This window comes from Mycobacterium sp. ML4 (assembly GCF_054515735.1).
Map to the genome: position 1 here is coordinate 119,891 of NZ_JBTNSY010000004.1, position 17,832 is coordinate 137,722.

The 17,832-nt window shown below is 65.8% G+C and carries 14 protein-coding genes; 11 read left to right on the forward strand and 3 right to left on the reverse strand.

Translation table 11 applies throughout. The features are described from left to right. Positions 1-42 precede the first annotated feature (42 nt). From ACX9NE_RS05740 to ACX9NE_RS05790, 11 genes are all read left to right on the forward strand, one after another. Positions 43-486 carry a hypothetical protein gene (locus ACX9NE_RS05740; RefSeq protein ID WP_459360762.1) on the forward strand — a complete coding sequence of 148 codons (444 nt, stop codon included), beginning with the start codon at positions 43-45 and terminating at the stop codon, positions 484-486. Further along, positions 483-926 (forward strand): MmpS family transport accessory protein, encoded by a 444-nt coding sequence (locus ACX9NE_RS05745; RefSeq protein WP_459360761.1) that lies wholly within the window; start codon positions 483-485, stop codon positions 924-926. Before ACX9NE_RS05740 ends, ACX9NE_RS05745 begins: the two co-directional genes overlap by 4 nt. Positions 927-985: 59 nt before the next feature. After that, positions 986-3,796: an MMPL/RND family transporter gene (locus ACX9NE_RS05750; RefSeq protein WP_459360867.1), complete on the forward strand. Its 2,811-nt coding sequence runs from the start codon at positions 986-988 to the stop codon at positions 3,794-3,796. A 298-nt stretch (positions 3,797-4,094) separates the two neighbouring features. After that, positions 4,095-4,472, forward strand: coding sequence for a hypothetical protein (locus ACX9NE_RS05755; RefSeq protein WP_459360760.1), 378 nt, complete (start codon positions 4,095-4,097; stop codon positions 4,470-4,472). A gap of 134 nt (positions 4,473-4,606) precedes the next feature. Beyond that, a complete protein-coding gene (gene usfY / locus ACX9NE_RS05760; RefSeq protein WP_459360759.1) occupies positions 4,607-4,891 on the forward strand; it encodes a protein UsfY in 285 nt (94 codons plus the stop codon). Positions 4,892-5,258: 367 nt separating this feature from the next. Further along, positions 5,259-7,010, forward strand: coding sequence for a PE family protein (locus ACX9NE_RS05765; RefSeq protein ID WP_459360758.1), 1,752 nt, complete (start codon positions 5,259-5,261; stop codon positions 7,008-7,010). A 71-nt stretch (positions 7,011-7,081) separates the two neighbouring features. Further along, a complete protein-coding gene (locus ACX9NE_RS05770; protein WP_459360757.1) occupies positions 7,082-8,074 on the forward strand; it encodes an alpha/beta hydrolase in 993 nt (330 codons plus the stop codon). After that, on the forward strand, positions 8,074-8,943 hold the full coding sequence (locus tag ACX9NE_RS05775) for an SDR family NAD(P)-dependent oxidoreductase (protein ID WP_459360756.1): 870 nt from the start codon (positions 8,074-8,076) through the stop codon (positions 8,941-8,943). Before ACX9NE_RS05770 ends, ACX9NE_RS05775 begins: the two co-directional genes overlap by 1 nt. A gap of 29 nt (positions 8,944-8,972) precedes the next feature. After that, on the forward strand, positions 8,973-9,893 hold the full coding sequence (locus tag ACX9NE_RS05780; protein WP_459360755.1) for a ferritin-like domain-containing protein: 921 nt from the start codon (positions 8,973-8,975) through the stop codon (positions 9,891-9,893). A 2-nt stretch (positions 9,894-9,895) separates the two neighbouring features. Beyond that, complete coding sequence (locus ACX9NE_RS05785; RefSeq protein ID WP_459360754.1) at positions 9,896-11,377, forward strand: flavin-containing monooxygenase; 1,482 nt, start codon at positions 9,896-9,898, stop codon at positions 11,375-11,377. Beyond that, positions 11,374-12,285, forward strand: a complete 912-nt coding sequence (locus ACX9NE_RS05790; protein ID WP_459360753.1) for a MerR family transcriptional regulator — start codon at positions 11,374-11,376, stop codon at positions 12,283-12,285. Before ACX9NE_RS05785 ends, ACX9NE_RS05790 begins: the two co-directional genes overlap by 4 nt. Here the strand turns inward: ACX9NE_RS05790 and ACX9NE_RS05795 are convergent. From ACX9NE_RS05795 to ACX9NE_RS05805, 3 genes are all read right to left on the reverse strand, one after another. After that, complete coding sequence (locus ACX9NE_RS05795) at positions 12,272-13,288, reverse strand: acyl-ACP desaturase (protein ID WP_459360752.1); 1,017 nt, start codon at positions 13,286-13,288, stop codon at positions 12,272-12,274. The genes ACX9NE_RS05790 and ACX9NE_RS05795 overlap by 14 nt on opposite strands. 14 nt (positions 13,289-13,302) lie before the next feature. Continuing rightward, positions 13,303-14,073, reverse strand: coding sequence for a sigma 54 modulation/S30EA ribosomal C-terminal domain-containing protein (locus tag ACX9NE_RS05800; RefSeq protein ID WP_459360751.1), 771 nt, complete (start codon positions 14,071-14,073; stop codon positions 13,303-13,305). A 167-nt stretch (positions 14,074-14,240) separates the two neighbouring features. Then, positions 14,241-17,741, reverse strand: a complete 3,501-nt coding sequence (locus tag ACX9NE_RS05805) for a non-ribosomal peptide synthetase (RefSeq protein ID WP_459360750.1) — start codon at positions 17,739-17,741, stop codon at positions 14,241-14,243. Positions 17,742-17,832 lie beyond the last annotated feature (91 nt).

Sequence of the window (17,832 nt, forward strand, 5' to 3'; positions counted from 1 at the left end):
GTAGTGTTCTCTAAGTTCATCCGGCGGAGGGGAGGTCCCAGCATGCTTTCGGGTCTGTTCGGGATGTTGACGCTGGTGTCCCTCGCGCTGGTGCTGGTGATGGCGACTGTGGCGTCGTTCTACGTCAACCGCCTCAGCCGCCGGCAATCGACCCCGATCGGTGAGCAGGTGGGCATCGCCAAGGTCGTCATGCGCAAGGTGCGCAGACGCCTGCCGATGTCGGCCGAGGAGCTGAACTACGCCAAGCAGGTCGCTGCTGATCGCGGTTCACTGATGGCACTTTCCATCCCCGGCATGATTTTCATGCTGGGATGTTTCTACGTGTTCGGCAGTCTCGAACACCTGCACGGAGCCAGGCCGTCCGAGCGGACCTTTCTCGGGCTGATCCCCATGTTGACGTCGACCAACCTGGCCCTTCGCATGCTCAGCCACGTGCGGTTGAAGAGGCGCCTTCGAGAAGTACCGCGAGGCAGCGTGATCGGATGAGTCCTCGTTCGGTCGGCAGGAAAGTGCTGCAGCGGGCCTGGTTGCCTCTGGTCACCGTCGTTGCGGTGGGCGCGGGCCTGGTGTGCATGTGGAAGGTGCACCAATTCTCCGAGCCCGCGCCTGTCCCCACCGTCAATGGGCCGCAAGCACCTCCGGACTTCAATCCCAAACAGCTCACCTATGAGTTGTTCGGCTCCGCCGGGGACGGGGGCATGCTGGTCTACGCCGACGTCGACGGGCATCCGCATCGGGTCGATGTCACGACGTTGCCGTGGTCGCATACCGAGACGACGACGCTCACTGTGGTGTCCGGCAGCATCTCGGCGCAGGTTCACGGTGGTCACGTGGGCTGCCGTATCCGGGTGGACGGCGTTGTCCGCAACGAACAGTCCGATGATCACCAGGATGCGCACGTCTACTGCATAGTGAAATCCGCATGAGCGAGCGCGCGAACGAGACCTTGAACGAGCCCCGAGTGACACGACCATTCTTCCCCAGGATGGTCCGCGTCCTCGCCATCCCGATCATCGTCTGCTGGGCACTGATCGCGGTCACGACCAACACTTTCATGCCTCAGGTAGAGAAAGTCGCAGAAGAGCTGGCCGGACCGATGGTTCCGCATTACGCGCCCTCGCAACGGGCACTACTGCACATCGGGGAGAAGTTCCGCGAGTCCAACTCGACGAACTTGACCATGGTCGTATTCGAAGCCGACCGGCTGTTGGCCGATCAGGACCATCGCTACTACGACGATCTGATGCTTCGCCTCAAGCGTGACACCAAGCACGTGCAATACGTGATGGATCTGTGGGGCAAGCCGTTCACTGCGGCGGGAGCGCAGAGCGTGGACGGCAAGTGCACCTACGTGCTGATGCGTCTGGCGGGCGACATCGGCCAAATACAAGCCAACGAGTCGGTCAACGCCGTGCGGGACATCATCAAGAAGGACACACCACCGCCCGGGCTCAAGGTCTACGTGAGCGGTGCGGCTCCCCTGGCGTCGGACACCTTGACTATCGCGAACGCCAGCCTGAACAACGTCACGATCGTCACCATTTTCCTGATCCTCACGATGCTGCTCCTGGTCTATCACCGCTTCTCCACCCTGCTGGTGCCGCTGGCGGGAGTTCTGATCGAGATGCTGGTGGCAAAAGGGATCGTGTCAACTCTCGGACATCTCGGCTACATCGAACTCTCGTCATTCGCCGTCAACATCGTCATCGCGCTCACCCTTGGAGCGGGGACGGACTACGGCATCTTTCTGCTCGGCCGATATCACGAGGCGAGACGGGCCGGCGAAAGCAGAGAAGACGCCTACTACATCGCATACAAGGGCGTCACCCCCATCATTGTCGGCTCGGGCCTGACGATCGCGGGCGCGTGTTACTGCCTGACGTTCGCCCGACTCAATTACTTCCACACCATGGGACCGGCCGTCGCCATCAGCATGCTGTTCACCATCGCGGCAGCGATGACGCTCGGCCCGGCCATCTTGACCGTGGGCAGCCTGTTCGGGCTCTTCGATCCGGAATCGAAGGCGAAGGCACATCTGTATCGGCGGATCGGGGCGAGCGTAGTGCGGTGGCCGGTGCCGATCCTGGTGGCCAGTTCCGCTGTCGTCATGATCGGGGCGATCTTCGTGCCGACCTATCGGCAGAACTACGACGACCGTCAGTACCAGCCAGCCGGTGCGCCCGCCAACCTCGGCTTCGCGGCGGCGGATCGACACTTCCCGAAGAGCAAGCTGTTCTCCGAGATGCTGATGGTCGAGACGGATCATGACATGCGAAACTCGGCCGACTTCATCTCGCTGGACCGGGTGGCCAGGAGTCTCATTCGCCTGCCCGGCGTCGCGATGGTGCAAAGCATCACCAGGCCCATGGGACGGCCTCTGGAACGAGCCAAGATTCCCTATCTGTTCACCACACAGGGCAGCGGGAATGGTCAGCAGCTACCTTTCAACAGGCAGCAAAACGCCAACACCAATGAGCAGGCCGAGATCCAGATGCACTCCGTTGCGGTCTTGCGGAAAGAAATCGGCTTCTTCCAAGACATGTCCGATCAGCTGCACCAGACGGCACTCACGATCGAGGATCTGCAGAGGATCACCGACCAGATGAATTCGCAGATCTCAAACCTGGACGATTTCTTCCGGCCGATCAAGAGCTACTTCTATTGGGAACGCCACTGTTTCGATGTGCCGCTGTGTTGGGCGTTCCGATCGGTATTCGACGCGCTCGACAACATCGACAAGTTGGCCGAAGACATCACCGCCGCCAAGACGTCCATCGAGGCCCTGGACAGGATCGTGCCGCAGATCATCGTCCAGTTGAAGCTCACGGCCGACGACACCGAGGCGTTATCCGCGCTGTTGATCAAGTCCTATGGTTCCGCGGATCTGCAGGCCGTGCAGACGGACCAGACATTCGACGACCTGGTCAACGTCGGGCTCGATTTCGACGCGGCCCGCAGCGATGACTTCTTCTACATTCCCCGCGAAGGTTTCGACAACGAAGACGTCAAGACCGGGATGCAACTCCTGATGTCGCCGGACGGCAAGGCCGCCCGGTTCATCGTCACTCACGAGGGGAACGCGATGGGCCCCGAAGGCGTGCAGCACGTGGAGAAGTTCCCCGAAGCGATAACCACCATTTTGAAAGAGACCTCGCTGACCGGCGCGCGGGTCTATATCGGCGGCTCGGGGTCCAACGACAAGGACATCAGGGAATACGCGATGTCCGATCTGCTCATCGCGGCGATCGCGGCATTCGTCCTGATCTTTCTCATCATGCTGTTCATCACGCGAAGTCTGTTCGCCGCCTTCGTCATTCCCGCGACGGTGGCCTTCTCGTACGCCGGCGCATTCGGGCTTTCTGTGCTCATCTGGCAGCATCTCATCGGGCTGCACCTGCACTGGCTGGTATTGCCGCTGACTTTCATCATCCTGGTTGCGGTGGGTTCGGACTACAACCTGCTGTTGATCGCCCGCGTCAAAGAGGAAGTGCATGCCGGGATCAACACCGGTCTCATCCGCGCGCTCGGAAGCACCGGTGGTGTCGTGACATCGGCGGGTTTGGTGTTCGCCTTCACGATGCTGGCGATGCTGACCAGCGATCTCCGCACGATCGGCCAGGTGGGTTCCACGGTGTGCATCGGTCTGCTGCTGGACACGCTCATCGTGCGTTCGTTCGTCGTGCCGTGCATCCTTCGCATCCTGGGGCCCTGGTTCTGGTGGCCGACGCTGGTGCGTTCCCGGCCGCTGCGGCACTCGGGGGAAGGCGTCGCGCAGCCCGCCACCGGCCCGCGGTGATCATCCAGCGGACGGCGGGGGCGCCGGCCTCGTAGGAAGTCGACCATGAAATTGGCGCCACCGTCGCCGATCACCGGTCAGCACCGCCTGCCTCCGACGTACCGATTTACTCGGCGCAGGCCCGCGGCATCCGAAAATGTCAAACTCCCAGGCTCGACCAGCACGAAAACGACCCCACGCCATGAGCGCCGGCCCGAGTATCTGAGCTTTTTGTCCCGGTCGTCAACGATTTTTGGCTCATGCGATCAATTGTTCTCCGACTATGGGCCGCGCTTCGTGAGAGTCCTAGACTTAATCAATGAGGCATGGATTGATTCGCGATTTGGTATTGATGACGGCGTGGGCGATCGGACTCCTACTCGCCGCGTCGGTGGTTCCAGGGGTCTCTTTATCCCCAGGGGCGTTCATTCTCGCGGTAGCGCTGTTTTCCGCGGCCCAGGCGACGCTGTCGGTGTGGATCTTGAAGCTGCCGCACAGATACGCCTCGCTAGTGCTCGGCGGCACCGGCCTGGCGTTAACCGTGGTCGCGTTATGGCTGTCAGCGGTGTTCACACATGGTCTGGATCTGCGTGGCGTTGAAGCCTGGGTCGCCACCACCGTTGTCGTGTGGCTGGTGACCACCATCGGAGCGATCTTGTGGCCGGTGTTTGTCCGCGACGAAGTCGGGTCGATCTGAGCAGGGGCAGCCAAGCCATTTCGGAGTAAGGCCGGCTGCCACGCCGCCACGTACCGGAGAAATTGCGTCTCGCTCGCGTTTACGGCCTCAAGTAACATCAGGACTAGCCGGCGCGACGACCGCAGATTGGGGTAATGATGGGAGACACGCATCGAGACCCGTCAGACCGTTTTCGGACGACGCAACCGCGTGCCGGTCTTACGCTGAAGGACAATTTACTGTGGCCGGGGTTGATTCTCTTGGCCGTAGCAGTTGCCGCGCTCATTTCCACTGTGGCCGTGGCCGCCTATGGGCATCACGATTGGGTTTTGGCTACCGTGGTCATCGCCGCGCTGGCCACGGTTGCCGGAGCACTGTGGTTCGTGGTGGAGCTTCGTTACGTGACGCATATCGAAAAGCGGTGGACGACTCACCACTGACTTTTGTCGTCGTCCGTCTTCACGACTGTTCGGAAGCCGACACGAGGACATTTAAGGCCGATCCCGATCGAATGTCAGGTCAACACCGCAGGGCGGTGCATGTGTACGGCGCTGCGCTCCAGCCGCGTCGTCGGCAAGGACGGTGCGTCGCTAATCCTTCAGTGGGGCTCGGCTGCGGCCGGGGACGCTGCGGGTCTTCCCACGTGCACTCAGGGCGACTGCTACCGGCGTGTCGCCGCCCTGGATTTACGTTTGAGGCGGTAGATGTGCCGGCCGCCCGTGCCATTTGAGCTCCATATTTTTGGAGCGATTGCGTCATTATCGTCGCCTTCAAGCACTCGCGCTGTGGCCGGATGGAGGTATCGCCATGTCGTTCTTGGTGGCGGCAACGCAATCGCTGGGAATGGCAGCGGACGATCTCATGGGTATCGGCTCATCGATCAGCTCGGCGAACGCCGCCATGGCAGCCCGGACGACAACGGTGACTTCCGCAGCGGCGGACGAGGTTTCGACCGCAATCGCGGAATTGTTCGCCGAGCACGGCCGGTCCTATCAGACCCTGAGCACTCAACTGACCTTGTTGCACGACGAATTCACGCGCGCCCTAAGCTCAGCCGCAGACTCCTACGCCAGCGCCGAGGGCCTCAGCGCGAACCCACTGCAGGCGGTTCTCAACCTGGTCAACGCACCCACCGAAGCGCTGTTGAACCGACCGTTGATCGGCAACGGTGCCGACGGCGCTCCGGGCCAGGCCGGCCAGGCCGGCGGCTTGTTGTATGGCAATGGCGGCAACGGTGGCGCTGCAATCGGCGGTTACGCCGGCGGCGCCGGCGGTGCTGCCGGACTGTGCGGTAACGGAGGCAACGGCGGAGCAGGAGTCGACGGCAGCAACGGCGGCAACGGCGGGGCCGGCGGCTGGTTGTTCGGCAACGGCGGCAACGGCGGAGCCGGCGGCGCCGCCCGCACGCCTGGCGCGAACGGCGGGAACGGCGGTGGCGGTGGAGCAGCCGGGTTGCTGTACGGCAATGGCGGGGCCGGTGGACCTGGCGGCGACGGCAGCGGTGGCGTCCATGGGATGAACCCCACCGGCCTCGCGCCCGTCGGACCCCCCGCATCGATCAGCGACCCCGCACCGGACGGCACACCCACCGGGCAACATGGCGTGCCAGGGGTAGACGGCAGCTCCCCCACACAGGCCGGCGGAACCGGCAGCGCCGGCGGCAACGGAACCAGCAGCGCCGGCACAGCCACCGGCGGCGACGGCGGACGCGGCGGTAATGGCGGCACGAGCGCCGGCGGCGGAACTGTCGGCGGCCAGGGCGGCGCAGGCGGTAGCGGCACAGGGCCCGCGGCCCACGGCGGCACCGGCGGCGCCGGGGGTACCGGCGGCGCGAGCGCCGCCGGCGGTGCGGGCGGTCAAGGAGGTAACGGACAGAGCCTAGGCACGATCGGTCAGAGTGGGACCGGCGGAAACGGCGGGGCCGGCGGCGATGGCGGCGCCGGTGGCGGTCAGGGCGGGGCGGGCGCCAGCGGCGGCATCGGCTATGGCATGGGGGCAACTAACGTCGGCGGAACCGGGGGCGCCGGGGGAACCGGGGGCGCCGGCACTGCCGGCCATGCCGGCGGCCACGGCGGCGCCGGCGGCGTGGGAGGTCGCGGCGGCCTGCTGGTCGGCATCGGCGGCAACGGTGGACACGGCGGCGCGGGCGCGATCGGCGGTAACGGCGACGTCGGCGGCTCCGGCGGGCTGGGTGGCGACGGCGGCCCGGGCCTGGGCACGGGGCTATTCGGAACTGGCACCGGAGGTTCGGGTGGACGGGGCGGTGACGGGGGAGTCGGCGGCGCCGGCGGCGATGGCGGCAACGGCGGAAGTGGCGGCAACGCCGGGGCTGGCGGGCTGATCGGCGCGGCCGGCGAAGCCGGCGGTGGTGGCGGCGGCGGACGCGCAGGCACAGGCGGAATGGGAGGCGACTTCGGTCCGGGCGGCAAAGGCGGTTCCGGCACCACGCGCGGCGGCATGATCGGCACGCACGGCAGCGCCGGCGCTGCAGGCGCCGACGGCGTCGACGGGAGCGATGGCAGCGACGGCGCTGAGGTAATGCTCGCCGGCTGGCTGTAGTTCCGGTACACCGGATCCCCGCCGCAAACCTGCCATTGACGAATGTCACCATTTGCGATTGACTCAGTCGCATGACTTACGGCGTTCCGGCGCGGGGGTCACTGCGTTCGCGCACTGCGATAGCGGTGAGCACGGTGATGGTGCGACCGATCACGGCGGCGATACCGCCGGAGCGGACCTGGGGCATGTGGATGACGCGCCAGCTCATCGCAAGGCTGATGGGCACTTTCGGACCTTCGCTCGCCGGTACCCATGTGAAACAGGTCAATTCGGTTCTGCCGGACGGCCGTCGGGTCATCGGCGAATGGGTGTGCGGACCGCACATCTCGACGGGCACGGGTCGGGTGAACGGCGCGATTTACTACGTGCACGGCAGCGGATACACCATGTGTTCACCCCGGACCCATCGCAGGCTGACGTCGTGGATGTCGTCGCTGACCGGGTTGCCGGTGTTCTGCGTCGATTACCGGCTCGCGCCCCGCCACCGGTTCCCGGCCGCCGCCGACGACGTGCGCGCCGCATGGGACTGGCTACCTCACGCGACCGGGTTACCCCCGGAACGCATTGCGATTGCCGGGGATTCGGCGGGCGGCCACCTCTCGGTTGACCTGCTGCTACAACCCGACGTCGCCGCCCGCCCGCCCGCCTCGTTGGTGTTGTTCTCCCCGCTGATCGACCTCACATTCCGGCTGAGCGCCGCCCGCGAGCTGGAACGTCGCGATCCGGCGCTCCGCGCGGCGGCCGCCGCCAGAATAGTTGCCTTGTATCACGCCGGGGTGGACCCTACCCACCACCGTCTGGCGCTGAACGTCGGCGCCGGGCCCCCGCTGCCGCCCACCCTCATCCAGGCCGGCGGGGCCGAGATGCTCCAGGGCGACGCACGTCAGCTTGCCGCCGATATCCAGGCGGCGGGCGGCAGTTGCGAACTGCAGATCTGGCCTCACCAGATGCACGTATTCCAGGCACTCCCCCGCATGTCACCGGATGCGGCAAAGGCCATGGCGCACGCCACGCGATTCATCACCGAATCATTGCGGAACGACACTGCGACAGAGGCGGTTTGATGCTGGGACCACTGGACAGGCTGCTGGGCAGGAAGGCGCCGAGTCACGGCGCTCTCGCGGTGGTCACCGGCGCGGGTAGCGGAATCGGCGCGGCGTTCGCCGCCGAACTCGGCCGCCGCGGCGGCCAGGTGGTCTGCAGCGACATCGACCAGACCGCCGCTCAAAGGACCGTCGACGAGCTCAACGCCGACGGTGCCAGGGCGGTGGCGGTGCACTGCGACGTGTCCCTGATCGACGACGTGCACGCCCTGGCCGACCGCGCGCAGCAATGGTTCGGCGCACCACCGACGCTGGTCATCAACAACGCCGGCGTGGGAGCCGGCGGCGAACCCATCGGCGATGTCCCGCTTGAGGATTGGGTACGGACGCTGGGTGTCAACCTGTGGGGTCCCATCTACGGCTGTCACGTCTTCACCCCCATCATGCGGGAGGCCGGTTCGTCGTCGACACCGCGCGGGATCATCAACGTCGCGTCGGCGGCGGCATTCGGATCGGCACCGGGCATGGCCGCCTACAACGTGAGCAAGGCCGGGGTGGTTTCGCTTTCTGAGACCTTGGCGGCCGAATTGTCCGGCTCCGGAATCAAAGTCACCGTACTGTGCCCCACCTTCGTCAAGACCAACATCGTCGAGTCGGGTCTGGCGGCCGGACGCATCAGCGAGGAGTCCAGTGAGCTGGCCAACACATTGATGCGCTGGTCCGGATTCTCGGCGGAAAGGGTCGCCCGGACCTGCCTGGACGCCCACGACCGCGGCGACCTGTACTGCATGCCCCAGCTGGAGGCCAAGATCGGCTGGAATATCAAACGCCTTGCGCCGGGCGCATATACGCGCGCGGCCGGCCTGGTATCGCGGGTGACCAGTCACTAGAACGCCCGTCCAACTGAAAGGAGGGTCCAGTGGCCATCGAAATGGAAGCCATGCTCGCCAAGATCAAGGATCGTCAGTGGGCACTCGCCGACATCGACTGGGCCGCGCCGGGGGCCGAAACCATCCAGCCCGAGTTCCGGCCCAAGCTCAAAGCATTCATGGCCGACCTGTGCTGGATCGAGAACATCGGCGCCCGGGGCTTCGCGGCGCTGGCGAAGAAGGCGCCGACTCCGACCATCGCAGAAATCTACCGCTACTTCCACGCCGAGGAGCAGCGCCATGCCAACGCGGAGTTGGCGCTGATGAAGCGCTGGGGCATGCTCGACGAGGGTGAGATCCCGGAGCCGAACGTCAACATCCGGCTGGCCATCGAGTGGCTGGACGCCTTCGCCGACGACATGCCGCTGTCGGTGCTGGGCACCGTGATCCCGATGCTGGAGGTGGCACTGGACGGGGCGCTGCTGAAGTTCCTGCTGGACTCGGTGCAAGATCCGGTCTGTCATCAGGTGTTCGAGAAGATCAACAACGACGAGTCACGGCATATCGCCGTCGATTTCGAAGTCCTCGAGATGATCGGTCACGCGACCGCCCGTAGGCTGGCCATCGAACTCGTCGGGCGGTTCGCCTCACCGGGATTGATCATCGGACTGGTCATGTACGTGCCGTTGCTCAGTCGGGTGCGCAACGAAATGGCCGAGATGGGAATGGAACCTGAGCGCTTGTTCAATGCGGTCAACCGCTTCAGGCAGCTCGGTGAACGCGGCGCCCGCACCCCCCGGGTGCCCACCTACAAGCTGCTCAAGCGGCATGCGTCGTGGGTGGTCAATCCGCGACACCCCTATCAACTGCTGGCCAATTCCATGGTGTGGCTGTCGGACTACTATCCCAAACCGCTGCTGAAGTCGATGCCGAGCTGGTCGCGGGAACTCACCCACGAACCGGCGGCCTGATCATGACGGGTGTCCATTCCGCGCTCATCATCGGCGCGGGCTTCACCGGACTCGGCGCGGCCATCAAACTGGCCGAAGCCGGCCTGAACAAACCAGACGATGTGATCGTCCTGGAACGTTCCGACCGGGTGGGCGGAACCTGGCGCGACACGCGGTATCCGGGCGCCAGCTGTGACGTCCCGTCGTTGTTGTACTCGTACTCGTTCGTCAAAAACCCCAAGTGGTCGCGAACCTACTCCCCTGCCCCGGAGATCTACCGTCATCTCGAGGACATGGCGAACAGGTTCGACATCCGGGAACGTATCCGGTTCGGTCAAGACGTAACCGGATTGACGTTCGACGAGGACGCCGGCGTGTGGACCGCAACGACGAAGCAGCGCAACAGGTTTCGGGCACGCACCGTCGTCCTGGCCTCAGGGCCGTTGTCGGACGCCAGCTTCCCCGACATACGCGGGCTGGACAGCTACGAAGGGCACAAGATCCACAGCGCCCGGTGGGACTGCGACTACGACTTCACCGGCAAACGCGTCGGGGTCATCGGCACCGGCGCCAGCGCGGTTCAGATCATCCCCGAACTCGTGAAGCAAGCCGGCCACGTCAAGGTCTTTCAACGCACGCCCGGCTGGGTGCTGCCGCGGCTCGACGTCGCCACACCGCCCGCAGTGCGGGCGCTGTTCACCAAAGTCCCTGCCACCCAACAACTTGCCCGCCAGATGTTGTTCTGGGGTCATGAAGCCAGCGCCACGGCACTGGTGTGGAACACCCCGCTGACCGCACTGGTGGCCCGGTTGGGCCGGGCCCACATCCGCGCCCAGGTCAAAGACCCCTGGCTGCGCCGCCAACTGACGCCCGACTTCGCGCCAGGATGTAAACGCATGCTCATCTCCAGCGACTACTACCCGGCGCTGCAACGCGACAACTGCAAGTTGATCGACTGGCCGATCGCGACGCTGAGCCCGGTCGGTATCCGAACCAGCGACGGCATTGAACACCACCTGGACTGCATCGTGTTCGCCACCGGCTACAACGTCCATCTCACCGGGCCCCCTTTCACGGTCACCGGCCTCGGCGGCCGGTCGCTGTCCGAGGACTGGGCCGGCGGGGCGCAGGCCTACAAGAGCATCAGCGTCCATGGATACCCGAACCTGTTCTTCATGACGGGTCCCAACTCGGGTCCGGGCCACAACTCTCTGCTGGTCTACATCGAAGGACAGTTGCAATACGCGGTGCGCGCGATCACCACCATCCTGAACGACGACCTTTGCTATCTCGACGTGCGCCGGGACATCCAGCGTCGCCACAATCAGCACATCCAGCGCCGCCTGACCAAGACGACGTGGATGTCCGGATGCCGCAGTTGGTATCTGACCAAGGACGGGTACAACGGGTCCATGTTCCCGGGAACGGCCACCCAGTATCTTCGCCAGATGGGTGACTTCCGGTACCGGCATTACGACGCCGTGCCCCACCGCGTCGGCGCATGACCGCCCCCAGGCCCGAACCCGGCACGATCGCCAGCGTGCTGCATAACGTGCGGCGTGCGCCGCAGCGCGTGCGACGCCAGTCCCGCGACTTCGTCGAGACGGCCGTCGCGCAGCTCTTCGACGCCGCCGTCCGGCACCCGCAGGACACCACGACGTCCGGCGAGTACCGCATCGAGGAACTGGCCCGGCTGGCCGGCACCACCACGCGCAACATCCGGGTGTACCGGGACCGCGGCCTGTTGCCGCCACCGCTGCGGGTCGGGCGGATCGCGCTGTTCAACGACACCCACCTCACCCGGCTTCGACTGATCACCTCGATGCTCGACCGCGGCTACAACATCGCCCACGTCCGGGAGATGCTCAGCGCGTGGGAACAGGGCAAGAACCTGGGCGATGTCCTGGGACTGGAAACCGCGATCGTCGGCACCTGGACCACCGAGAAGTCTCAGACCATGTCGCTGGCCGAGGCGCGCCAACTCGTGGACGACGCACAGGCTTTCGATCGGCTGGTGGCACTGCACGTCATCCGTGTCGACGGTGAGCGGGCGACCGTCACCCGACCCAAACTCATCGAGGCGTTCAACGAGGTCCGCGGCTACGGGGTGAGCATCGACAAGCTCATCGACCTGCACGAGCAGATCCTGCCCAAGGTCGACGAGATCAGCGACCTGCTGGTGCGCGCCGGGTTCGAGCACGTCGCGGACCGGATCAAGCCCGGCGAGGCCCTGCCCGCTGACGCAGAGGTCGCCGAACTGATCACCATGCTGGTTCGGTTCCGCACGCAGGCGGTGGCGACCGTGACCGCCACCCTCGCGTCCTCGATCGAGTCGAACATCGAATCGCTGGTCAGCCGCCTGCTGTCGGAATACCTCGAACGCTCGGCTGAACCCGACGTCAGTGCCCGCTGAGCGTCAGCGTCCCTTCGGTTCTGAGCACCCGGGCGGCGGTGATGCGCTCGGCCTTGCGCGCCTCCCGGTCCAGGTAGCGCTGCTTGGACTCCTCGAACTTCTCCGAGGCCGCCTCGAGTTCCTTGATCAGCACCGCGAGATCGTCACGCATCCGCTCGGCCTCGCCGGTGAAATCCTCGCGTTCGAAGATCCGCCACTTCTTCAGCACCGGCATCACCACCTCCTCGAGGTGGATCCGGGGGTCGTAGACACCGCCGACGGCGATGACGACCGCCTTGCGGCGGAACTCCGGCACCGTGTATCCGGGCATCTTGAAGTTGCGCAGGATCCTGTGCACCGACTTCATCGCCTGGTTGGGGGCGATGTCGAGGCCGGCTGCACTCACATCGCGATAGAAGATCATGTGCAGGTTCTCATCCGCCGACACCCGGGCGAGCAACTGGTTGGCGATGTCGTCGTCGCAGGCTTTTCCGGTGTTGCGGTGCGAGACCCGGGTGGCCAGTTCCTGGAAGGAGACGTACATCACCGAGTCGAACAGACTTTCCGCGAACATGTCACCCTGCTGGTTCTGGCCGGGGCTGAAGCCGCGGGTTATCTGCTCCATCCGCAGCTTCTCCAACTCGACGGGGTCGACCGCGCGGGTCACCACGAGGTAGTCGCGCAACGCGGTGCTGTGCCGGTTCTCCTCTGCGGTCCACCGGTTGACCCATTGCCCCCACGCGCCATCCAGGCTGAAGTTCATGGATATCTCACGGTGGTAGGAGGGCAGGTTGTCCTCGGTCAGCAGGTTCTGCACCATCGCCACCTGGGCCACATCGGAGAGCCGGCTCTGCCCCGGCTCCCAGTCCTGACCGTCGAGGGCGTAGTAGTTCTTGCCGTCCGACCAGGGGATGTAGTCGTGCGGGCTCCATTCCTTGAACATCGACAGGTGCCGGTTGAGCAGGCGTTCGGCGACGGGTTCAAGTTCTTGCAGCAGTTGCAGATTCGTCAATTCCTTGGGCACACATATCTCCAGGGTTACTTGGTCGGCACGATCAGGCCGAGGTTGCCGTCATGGCGGGGATACAACAGATGACCGCGACCGGTTTCGCGGTCGGTGTAGAACAACAGTCCCAGGTTGTGCTCGCGCGCACGTCGTACTGCTGCGGATTCGGTAAGCCTCGGCGTAGCAGCGGAATTCACGATCAACGGCACCCGTGGTCCGGGAACACCCGGCGACCAGGACCACCCCGGCGGGAACACATGCCGCTGGCGGGCCATGCGCAACCCCGATGGCCCGGCCCGGTAGACGAGCGCGTCCTCGCCGGTCTCCATATCGAGAAACAGGTGCGCGTCGTAGTCCATGCCGTCCATCACCGCGACTGCCTGCACGGGTGTGGTGCGTTGCAGCACCACTGATTTCCGGCGAGCCACATCGGCGTGCCCGTCCACCGTCAATATCCTGCGCCTCGCGTCCGGCCATGGCCGGGGCCGCCACGGGGCAAGCATCCGGGCGATGTGCGTGTCCAGCCTGTCCAGTGCCGGTGACAGATCATCGATGCCGGCGGTGACGGCGGCCACTCGCGCCGGCAGTTCCCCTACCGACAGGTTGACCTGCAGCACCATCGGACCCCGACCGCACGATCCCGTCTTGACGCGCACCCGGGCGCCGCCGGTGATCTCGTGGGAGGCCAGCACCGCACCGACCGCGTGCGACACGTTCTCGCGTTGAGCAGGGGTCAGCCAACCGGTGGACATCACGCTGATGCCCGGGAATTCCCGCACCGGCCCCGACTTGAGTGCGTCCACGCCGCAGCGACCCCGCTTTCTCCTTAATTCTGGCGACACGGAATGCCGCGGACTGTATTTTGGCTGGACTACGCCGCCGGCAAATAGAGCCGAAAGTCCCTGCGCGCGGATGCAATAGTCCCCGGCCGGGGTGAAAACGCAGCGAAAACGTCAGCACGTGAGGTAGGTCACTCCGCAGTCGCCGAGGTCGCATCCAGTGCGGACAACACCTCGCCTTCGGGCATTTCGGTGATCTCCAGGTACATCTCGGCTACAAGTTCCAGCCGGTCGCCGCCGGACTCCCGGCCGATCAGCAACTCGGCCAGCCCGGCCACCGTCCTGGCGGCAAAGACGTCGGCGACCATCAGCGTCGGCGAGTCGAGCCACTCCCGGATCCTGGCCACGGTCAGCGTTGCGAGCACGGAATCGCCACCGAGGCCGAAGAAGTCGTCGTGCACTCCAACTGCGCAGCGGCCCAGGACACCCGCGACGATGTGGCACAGGGCCCGCTCCACCGTGGTTCGCGGTGCCACGCTTGCCGATTCGTCATCGGCACCATCGGCGGTGGCAAGCACGGTGGCGATCGCCTTGCGGTCGATCTTGCCGGCGTTGCTGAACGGGATCCGCTCGACCAGCACTATGCGGGTCGGAATCATATGAACGGGAACGAGTTCGGCCAAGTTGCGGCGTATCTGCTCCGGGGTGGGCCCGTCGCCGGCCACGGACACCGCGGCGGCGAGCATGTCGGCTCCGCCGGCTACGGAAAGTGTCGTCGCCACCGCCATCCGCACACCCCGGACGCGCCCGATCGCGGCCTCCACCTCGCCGAGTTCGATGCGGTAGCCGCTGATCTTGACCCGATGATCAGCGCGGCCGACGAACTCCAGCGTGCCGCCGGGCCGGTAACGGACCAGGTCCCCGGTTCGGTACCAGGTGCGGCCGTTGTGCTCGACGAAGCGCTCAGCGGTCAGGTCGGGTCGGCCCCGGTAACCGCGCGCGATACCACGACCGCCGACCCAGAGCTCGCCGGAAACCCAGTCGGGGCACTCCGCGCCGGTTTCGTCGACCACCCGGCAAGCGTTGTTGGACAACGGGATTCCGTACGGAACCGCAGTCCAGTGTGCGGGGAGTTCAGCGGGGTCGCGAACGTCGAATATCGTTGCATGGACCGCGGTTTCGGTGGCGCCGCCAAGACCCGCGAAGTGCAGGCCGGGCGCCTGCTCGTGCAGGCGGCGGGCCAGCTCGGTGCGTACCCGGTCCCCGCCCGTGGGAACCACCCGCAGTGACGAGAGCCGGCCACGCCCGGCCTCCAGCAGCATCTCCAGCCACCCGGGCATGAATTGCAGCACCGTGACCCGGTGTGTGTCGATGAGCCGTGCCCAGACGTACGGATCGGTGCGGTGCGCTTCGTCCACCACCACGATCGACCCGCCTGAGCCCAGCGTGGCGAAGATGTCCAGGACCGACAGGTCGCATTCCAGTGTCGACAGCGCCAGACAGCGGTCGTCGGCGCCGAGTTCGAAGTGCCGGATGAAGAACTCGACGGTGTTCATGGCGGCGTCGTGGGTGACCTCGACACCTTTGGGCTCCCCCGTCGAACCGGAGGTGAACAGCACATAGGCCAGGGCAGCGGGATCTGTTGGCAGCGCTCCGAATTCGGTGGGTGCCGACTCGTTCAGCACGTCGGCAAGCACCAGCGAGGGCACCGGCAACGGCAGGGGCCGGCCGCCGCACAGGACGGCGGTACGCACCGAACCGGTGGTGAGGATGCGCTGCGCGCGGTCGGTGGGCTGGTCGATGCCGATGGGCAGGTAAACGGCGCCGATCGCCAGGATGCCCAGCAACGCCGGTATCTGTTCGCCGGTCTTGGGTCCCATCACTGCGACGGTGTCTCCGGCGACCACCCCTTCCTTCAGCAGCGCCGCCGCCACCGCGTGGGCCTGCCCGCGCAGCTGCGAGTAGGTCAGGTCACCGGAACTGGCGAACACGGCAGGCGCGTCGGGCTGTCGCCGGGCCTGACGGAAGAACCCGTCGTGCAGCCCATCACCCGACGGTGGCGTGACCGTGCCGTTGAGCGCGGCTCGTACGGCACGCTGATCCGCCGGTGGGGCCGGTGAGTCCGGAATTTTCCACGCGTCGTCATTGGTGGCGAGCCGGTTCAGCTCGTCGAGGTGGTAGGCGAACATGGCGTCGATGACGCCCGGCCGGAAGGCTTCCTCGCGGACGTCCCAGTTCACCAGCAAGCCACCGTCGAGCGGTGTCACCTGCGCGTCGAGCAACACTTGGGGCCCCTGCGAGATGATCCACACCGGGGTACCGAACTCGGTGGTCACTGCGTCGGCAAACAGGTCACCCAGGCCGAGGCCGCTGGTGTAGACGAACGGCGCAAGGGTCAGCGCGCCGCGGTGACGGCTCAGATCGCGCAACACCGAGAGCCCCGAATAGTGCCGGTGGCGGGCGCTGGCATGCAATGTCTCCTGCAACACCCGCGCGCGCGCCAGGGCGGTGTGAGCCTGCGTCAGGTCGACGTCGAGGATCAGCGATGACGTGAAATCCCCGACCAGCTTGTCGACGTCGGGGTGGAACGGGTCGCGCCCGAACATGGGCAGGTTCAACAGAAAGCGGCGACTGGTGGACCACCGCGCCAGCGTTCCGGCGTGCGATGCCGCCAGAGCCATCGCCGGCGTGATGCCGTGACCGCGGGCCGCGGCGAACAACGCGTCGCGTGCCGTAGCGTCGAACCAGTGCCAGCGTCGGGTGGTGCGGCGCGGGTTCGCCTGTTCGGGCGGTGGAACCAACGGCAGAGCGGGCGGCGCGGGCAGATCGGCTATGCGCCGCGCCCACCACTGACGGTCTTCGTCTATTTTCGCCTCGTCAGCGCTGGCGGCCAGCGCCGCGCGATACTCGCGGTAGGTGTACTGCAGCCCCGGCAACGGCACACCCCGGTACAGCGCTGCCAGATCGGCCATCAGGTTGCGATAGCTCACCGCGTCGGCGGCCTGCATGTCCAGATCGACGTGCAGCCGGGTACGTCCGTCCGGCAGCAGGGACAACGCCAGTTCCAGCACCTCCCCTTCCAGCAACTGGTGGGACTTGGCCGCACGGATGGCAAGCAACGCAGCGGCGGCCGACTCGGCGTCGTGCTCACGCAGATCGGTGATCTTGACCGCAAGCTCGCGGTCACCGATTCGCTGCAGGCCGTCGGGCAGGAACTCGACCCGCAGCATCGGGTGGCGCATCGCCAGCTGGGCGGCCGCGGTGCGCAACCGTACGGGATCGACAGCGGCGCCGTCGAATTCGACGTACAGGTGCCCGGCGACGCCACCGAGTTGCTGCCCGCCGTCGCGCCCCACCCACATCGCGTGCTGTATCGGAGCCAACGGGAACGGCTCGCCGGGGTCGGGCACGTCGGCCGATGGCACACCCTGGTGGGGGTGCATATCCTCCGAGGGGCTGCGCTCGGCCACCAGCGCCGACCATGCCCGCAAGGTGGGATTGGCCGCCAGCGCAGCGAAATCCACCTCGATGCCCTGCTTACGCCAGCGTCCTGACAACGACATCATCCGGATGGAGTCCAAACCCGAGGCGATCAGGTCGGCATCTGGGTCGACGGCGTCCGCGCCGACGCCCAGGAGCTGGGCGACCTCGGCGCGGACACTCTGCGGATTCGTCGCGCCAGCGCGCACCACGCCCCCTTGCCGAAGTTAGTGTAGGGTGTCCTAACTTGCGAAAGGCTACCTCAGGGTCGCCGCTGAATACCAGGCCGGCCAGGGGGCAGGT

Bases quoted from the DNA above. Each gene is read 5' to 3' on its own strand.
- ACX9NE_RS05765 (WP_459360758.1), top strand. From the start codon at position 5,259: ATGTCGTTCTTGGTGGCGGCAACGCAATCGCTGGGAATGGCAGCGGAC.
- ACX9NE_RS05755 (WP_459360760.1), top strand. From the start codon at position 4,095: ATGAGGCATGGATTGATTCGCGATTTGGTATTGATGACGGCGTGGGCG.
- ACX9NE_RS05770 (WP_459360757.1), top strand. From the start codon at position 7,082: ATGACTTACGGCGTTCCGGCGCGGGGGTCACTGCGTTCGCGCACTGCG.
- ACX9NE_RS05745 (WP_459360761.1), top strand. From the start codon at position 483: ATGAGTCCTCGTTCGGTCGGCAGGAAAGTGCTGCAGCGGGCCTGGTTG.
- ACX9NE_RS05740 (WP_459360762.1), top strand. From the start codon at position 43: ATGCTTTCGGGTCTGTTCGGGATGTTGACGCTGGTGTCCCTCGCGCTG.
- ACX9NE_RS05750 (WP_459360867.1), top strand. From the start codon at position 986: ATGGTCCGCGTCCTCGCCATCCCGATCATCGTCTGCTGGGCACTGATC.
- ACX9NE_RS05785 (WP_459360754.1), top strand. From the start codon at position 9,896: ATGACGGGTGTCCATTCCGCGCTCATCATCGGCGCGGGCTTCACCGGA.
- ACX9NE_RS05775 (WP_459360756.1), top strand. From the start codon at position 8,074: ATGCTGGGACCACTGGACAGGCTGCTGGGCAGGAAGGCGCCGAGTCAC.
- ACX9NE_RS05790 (WP_459360753.1), top strand. From the start codon at position 11,374: ATGACCGCCCCCAGGCCCGAACCCGGCACGATCGCCAGCGTGCTGCAT.
- usfY (WP_459360759.1), top strand. From the start codon at position 4,607: ATGATGGGAGACACGCATCGAGACCCGTCAGACCGTTTTCGGACGACG.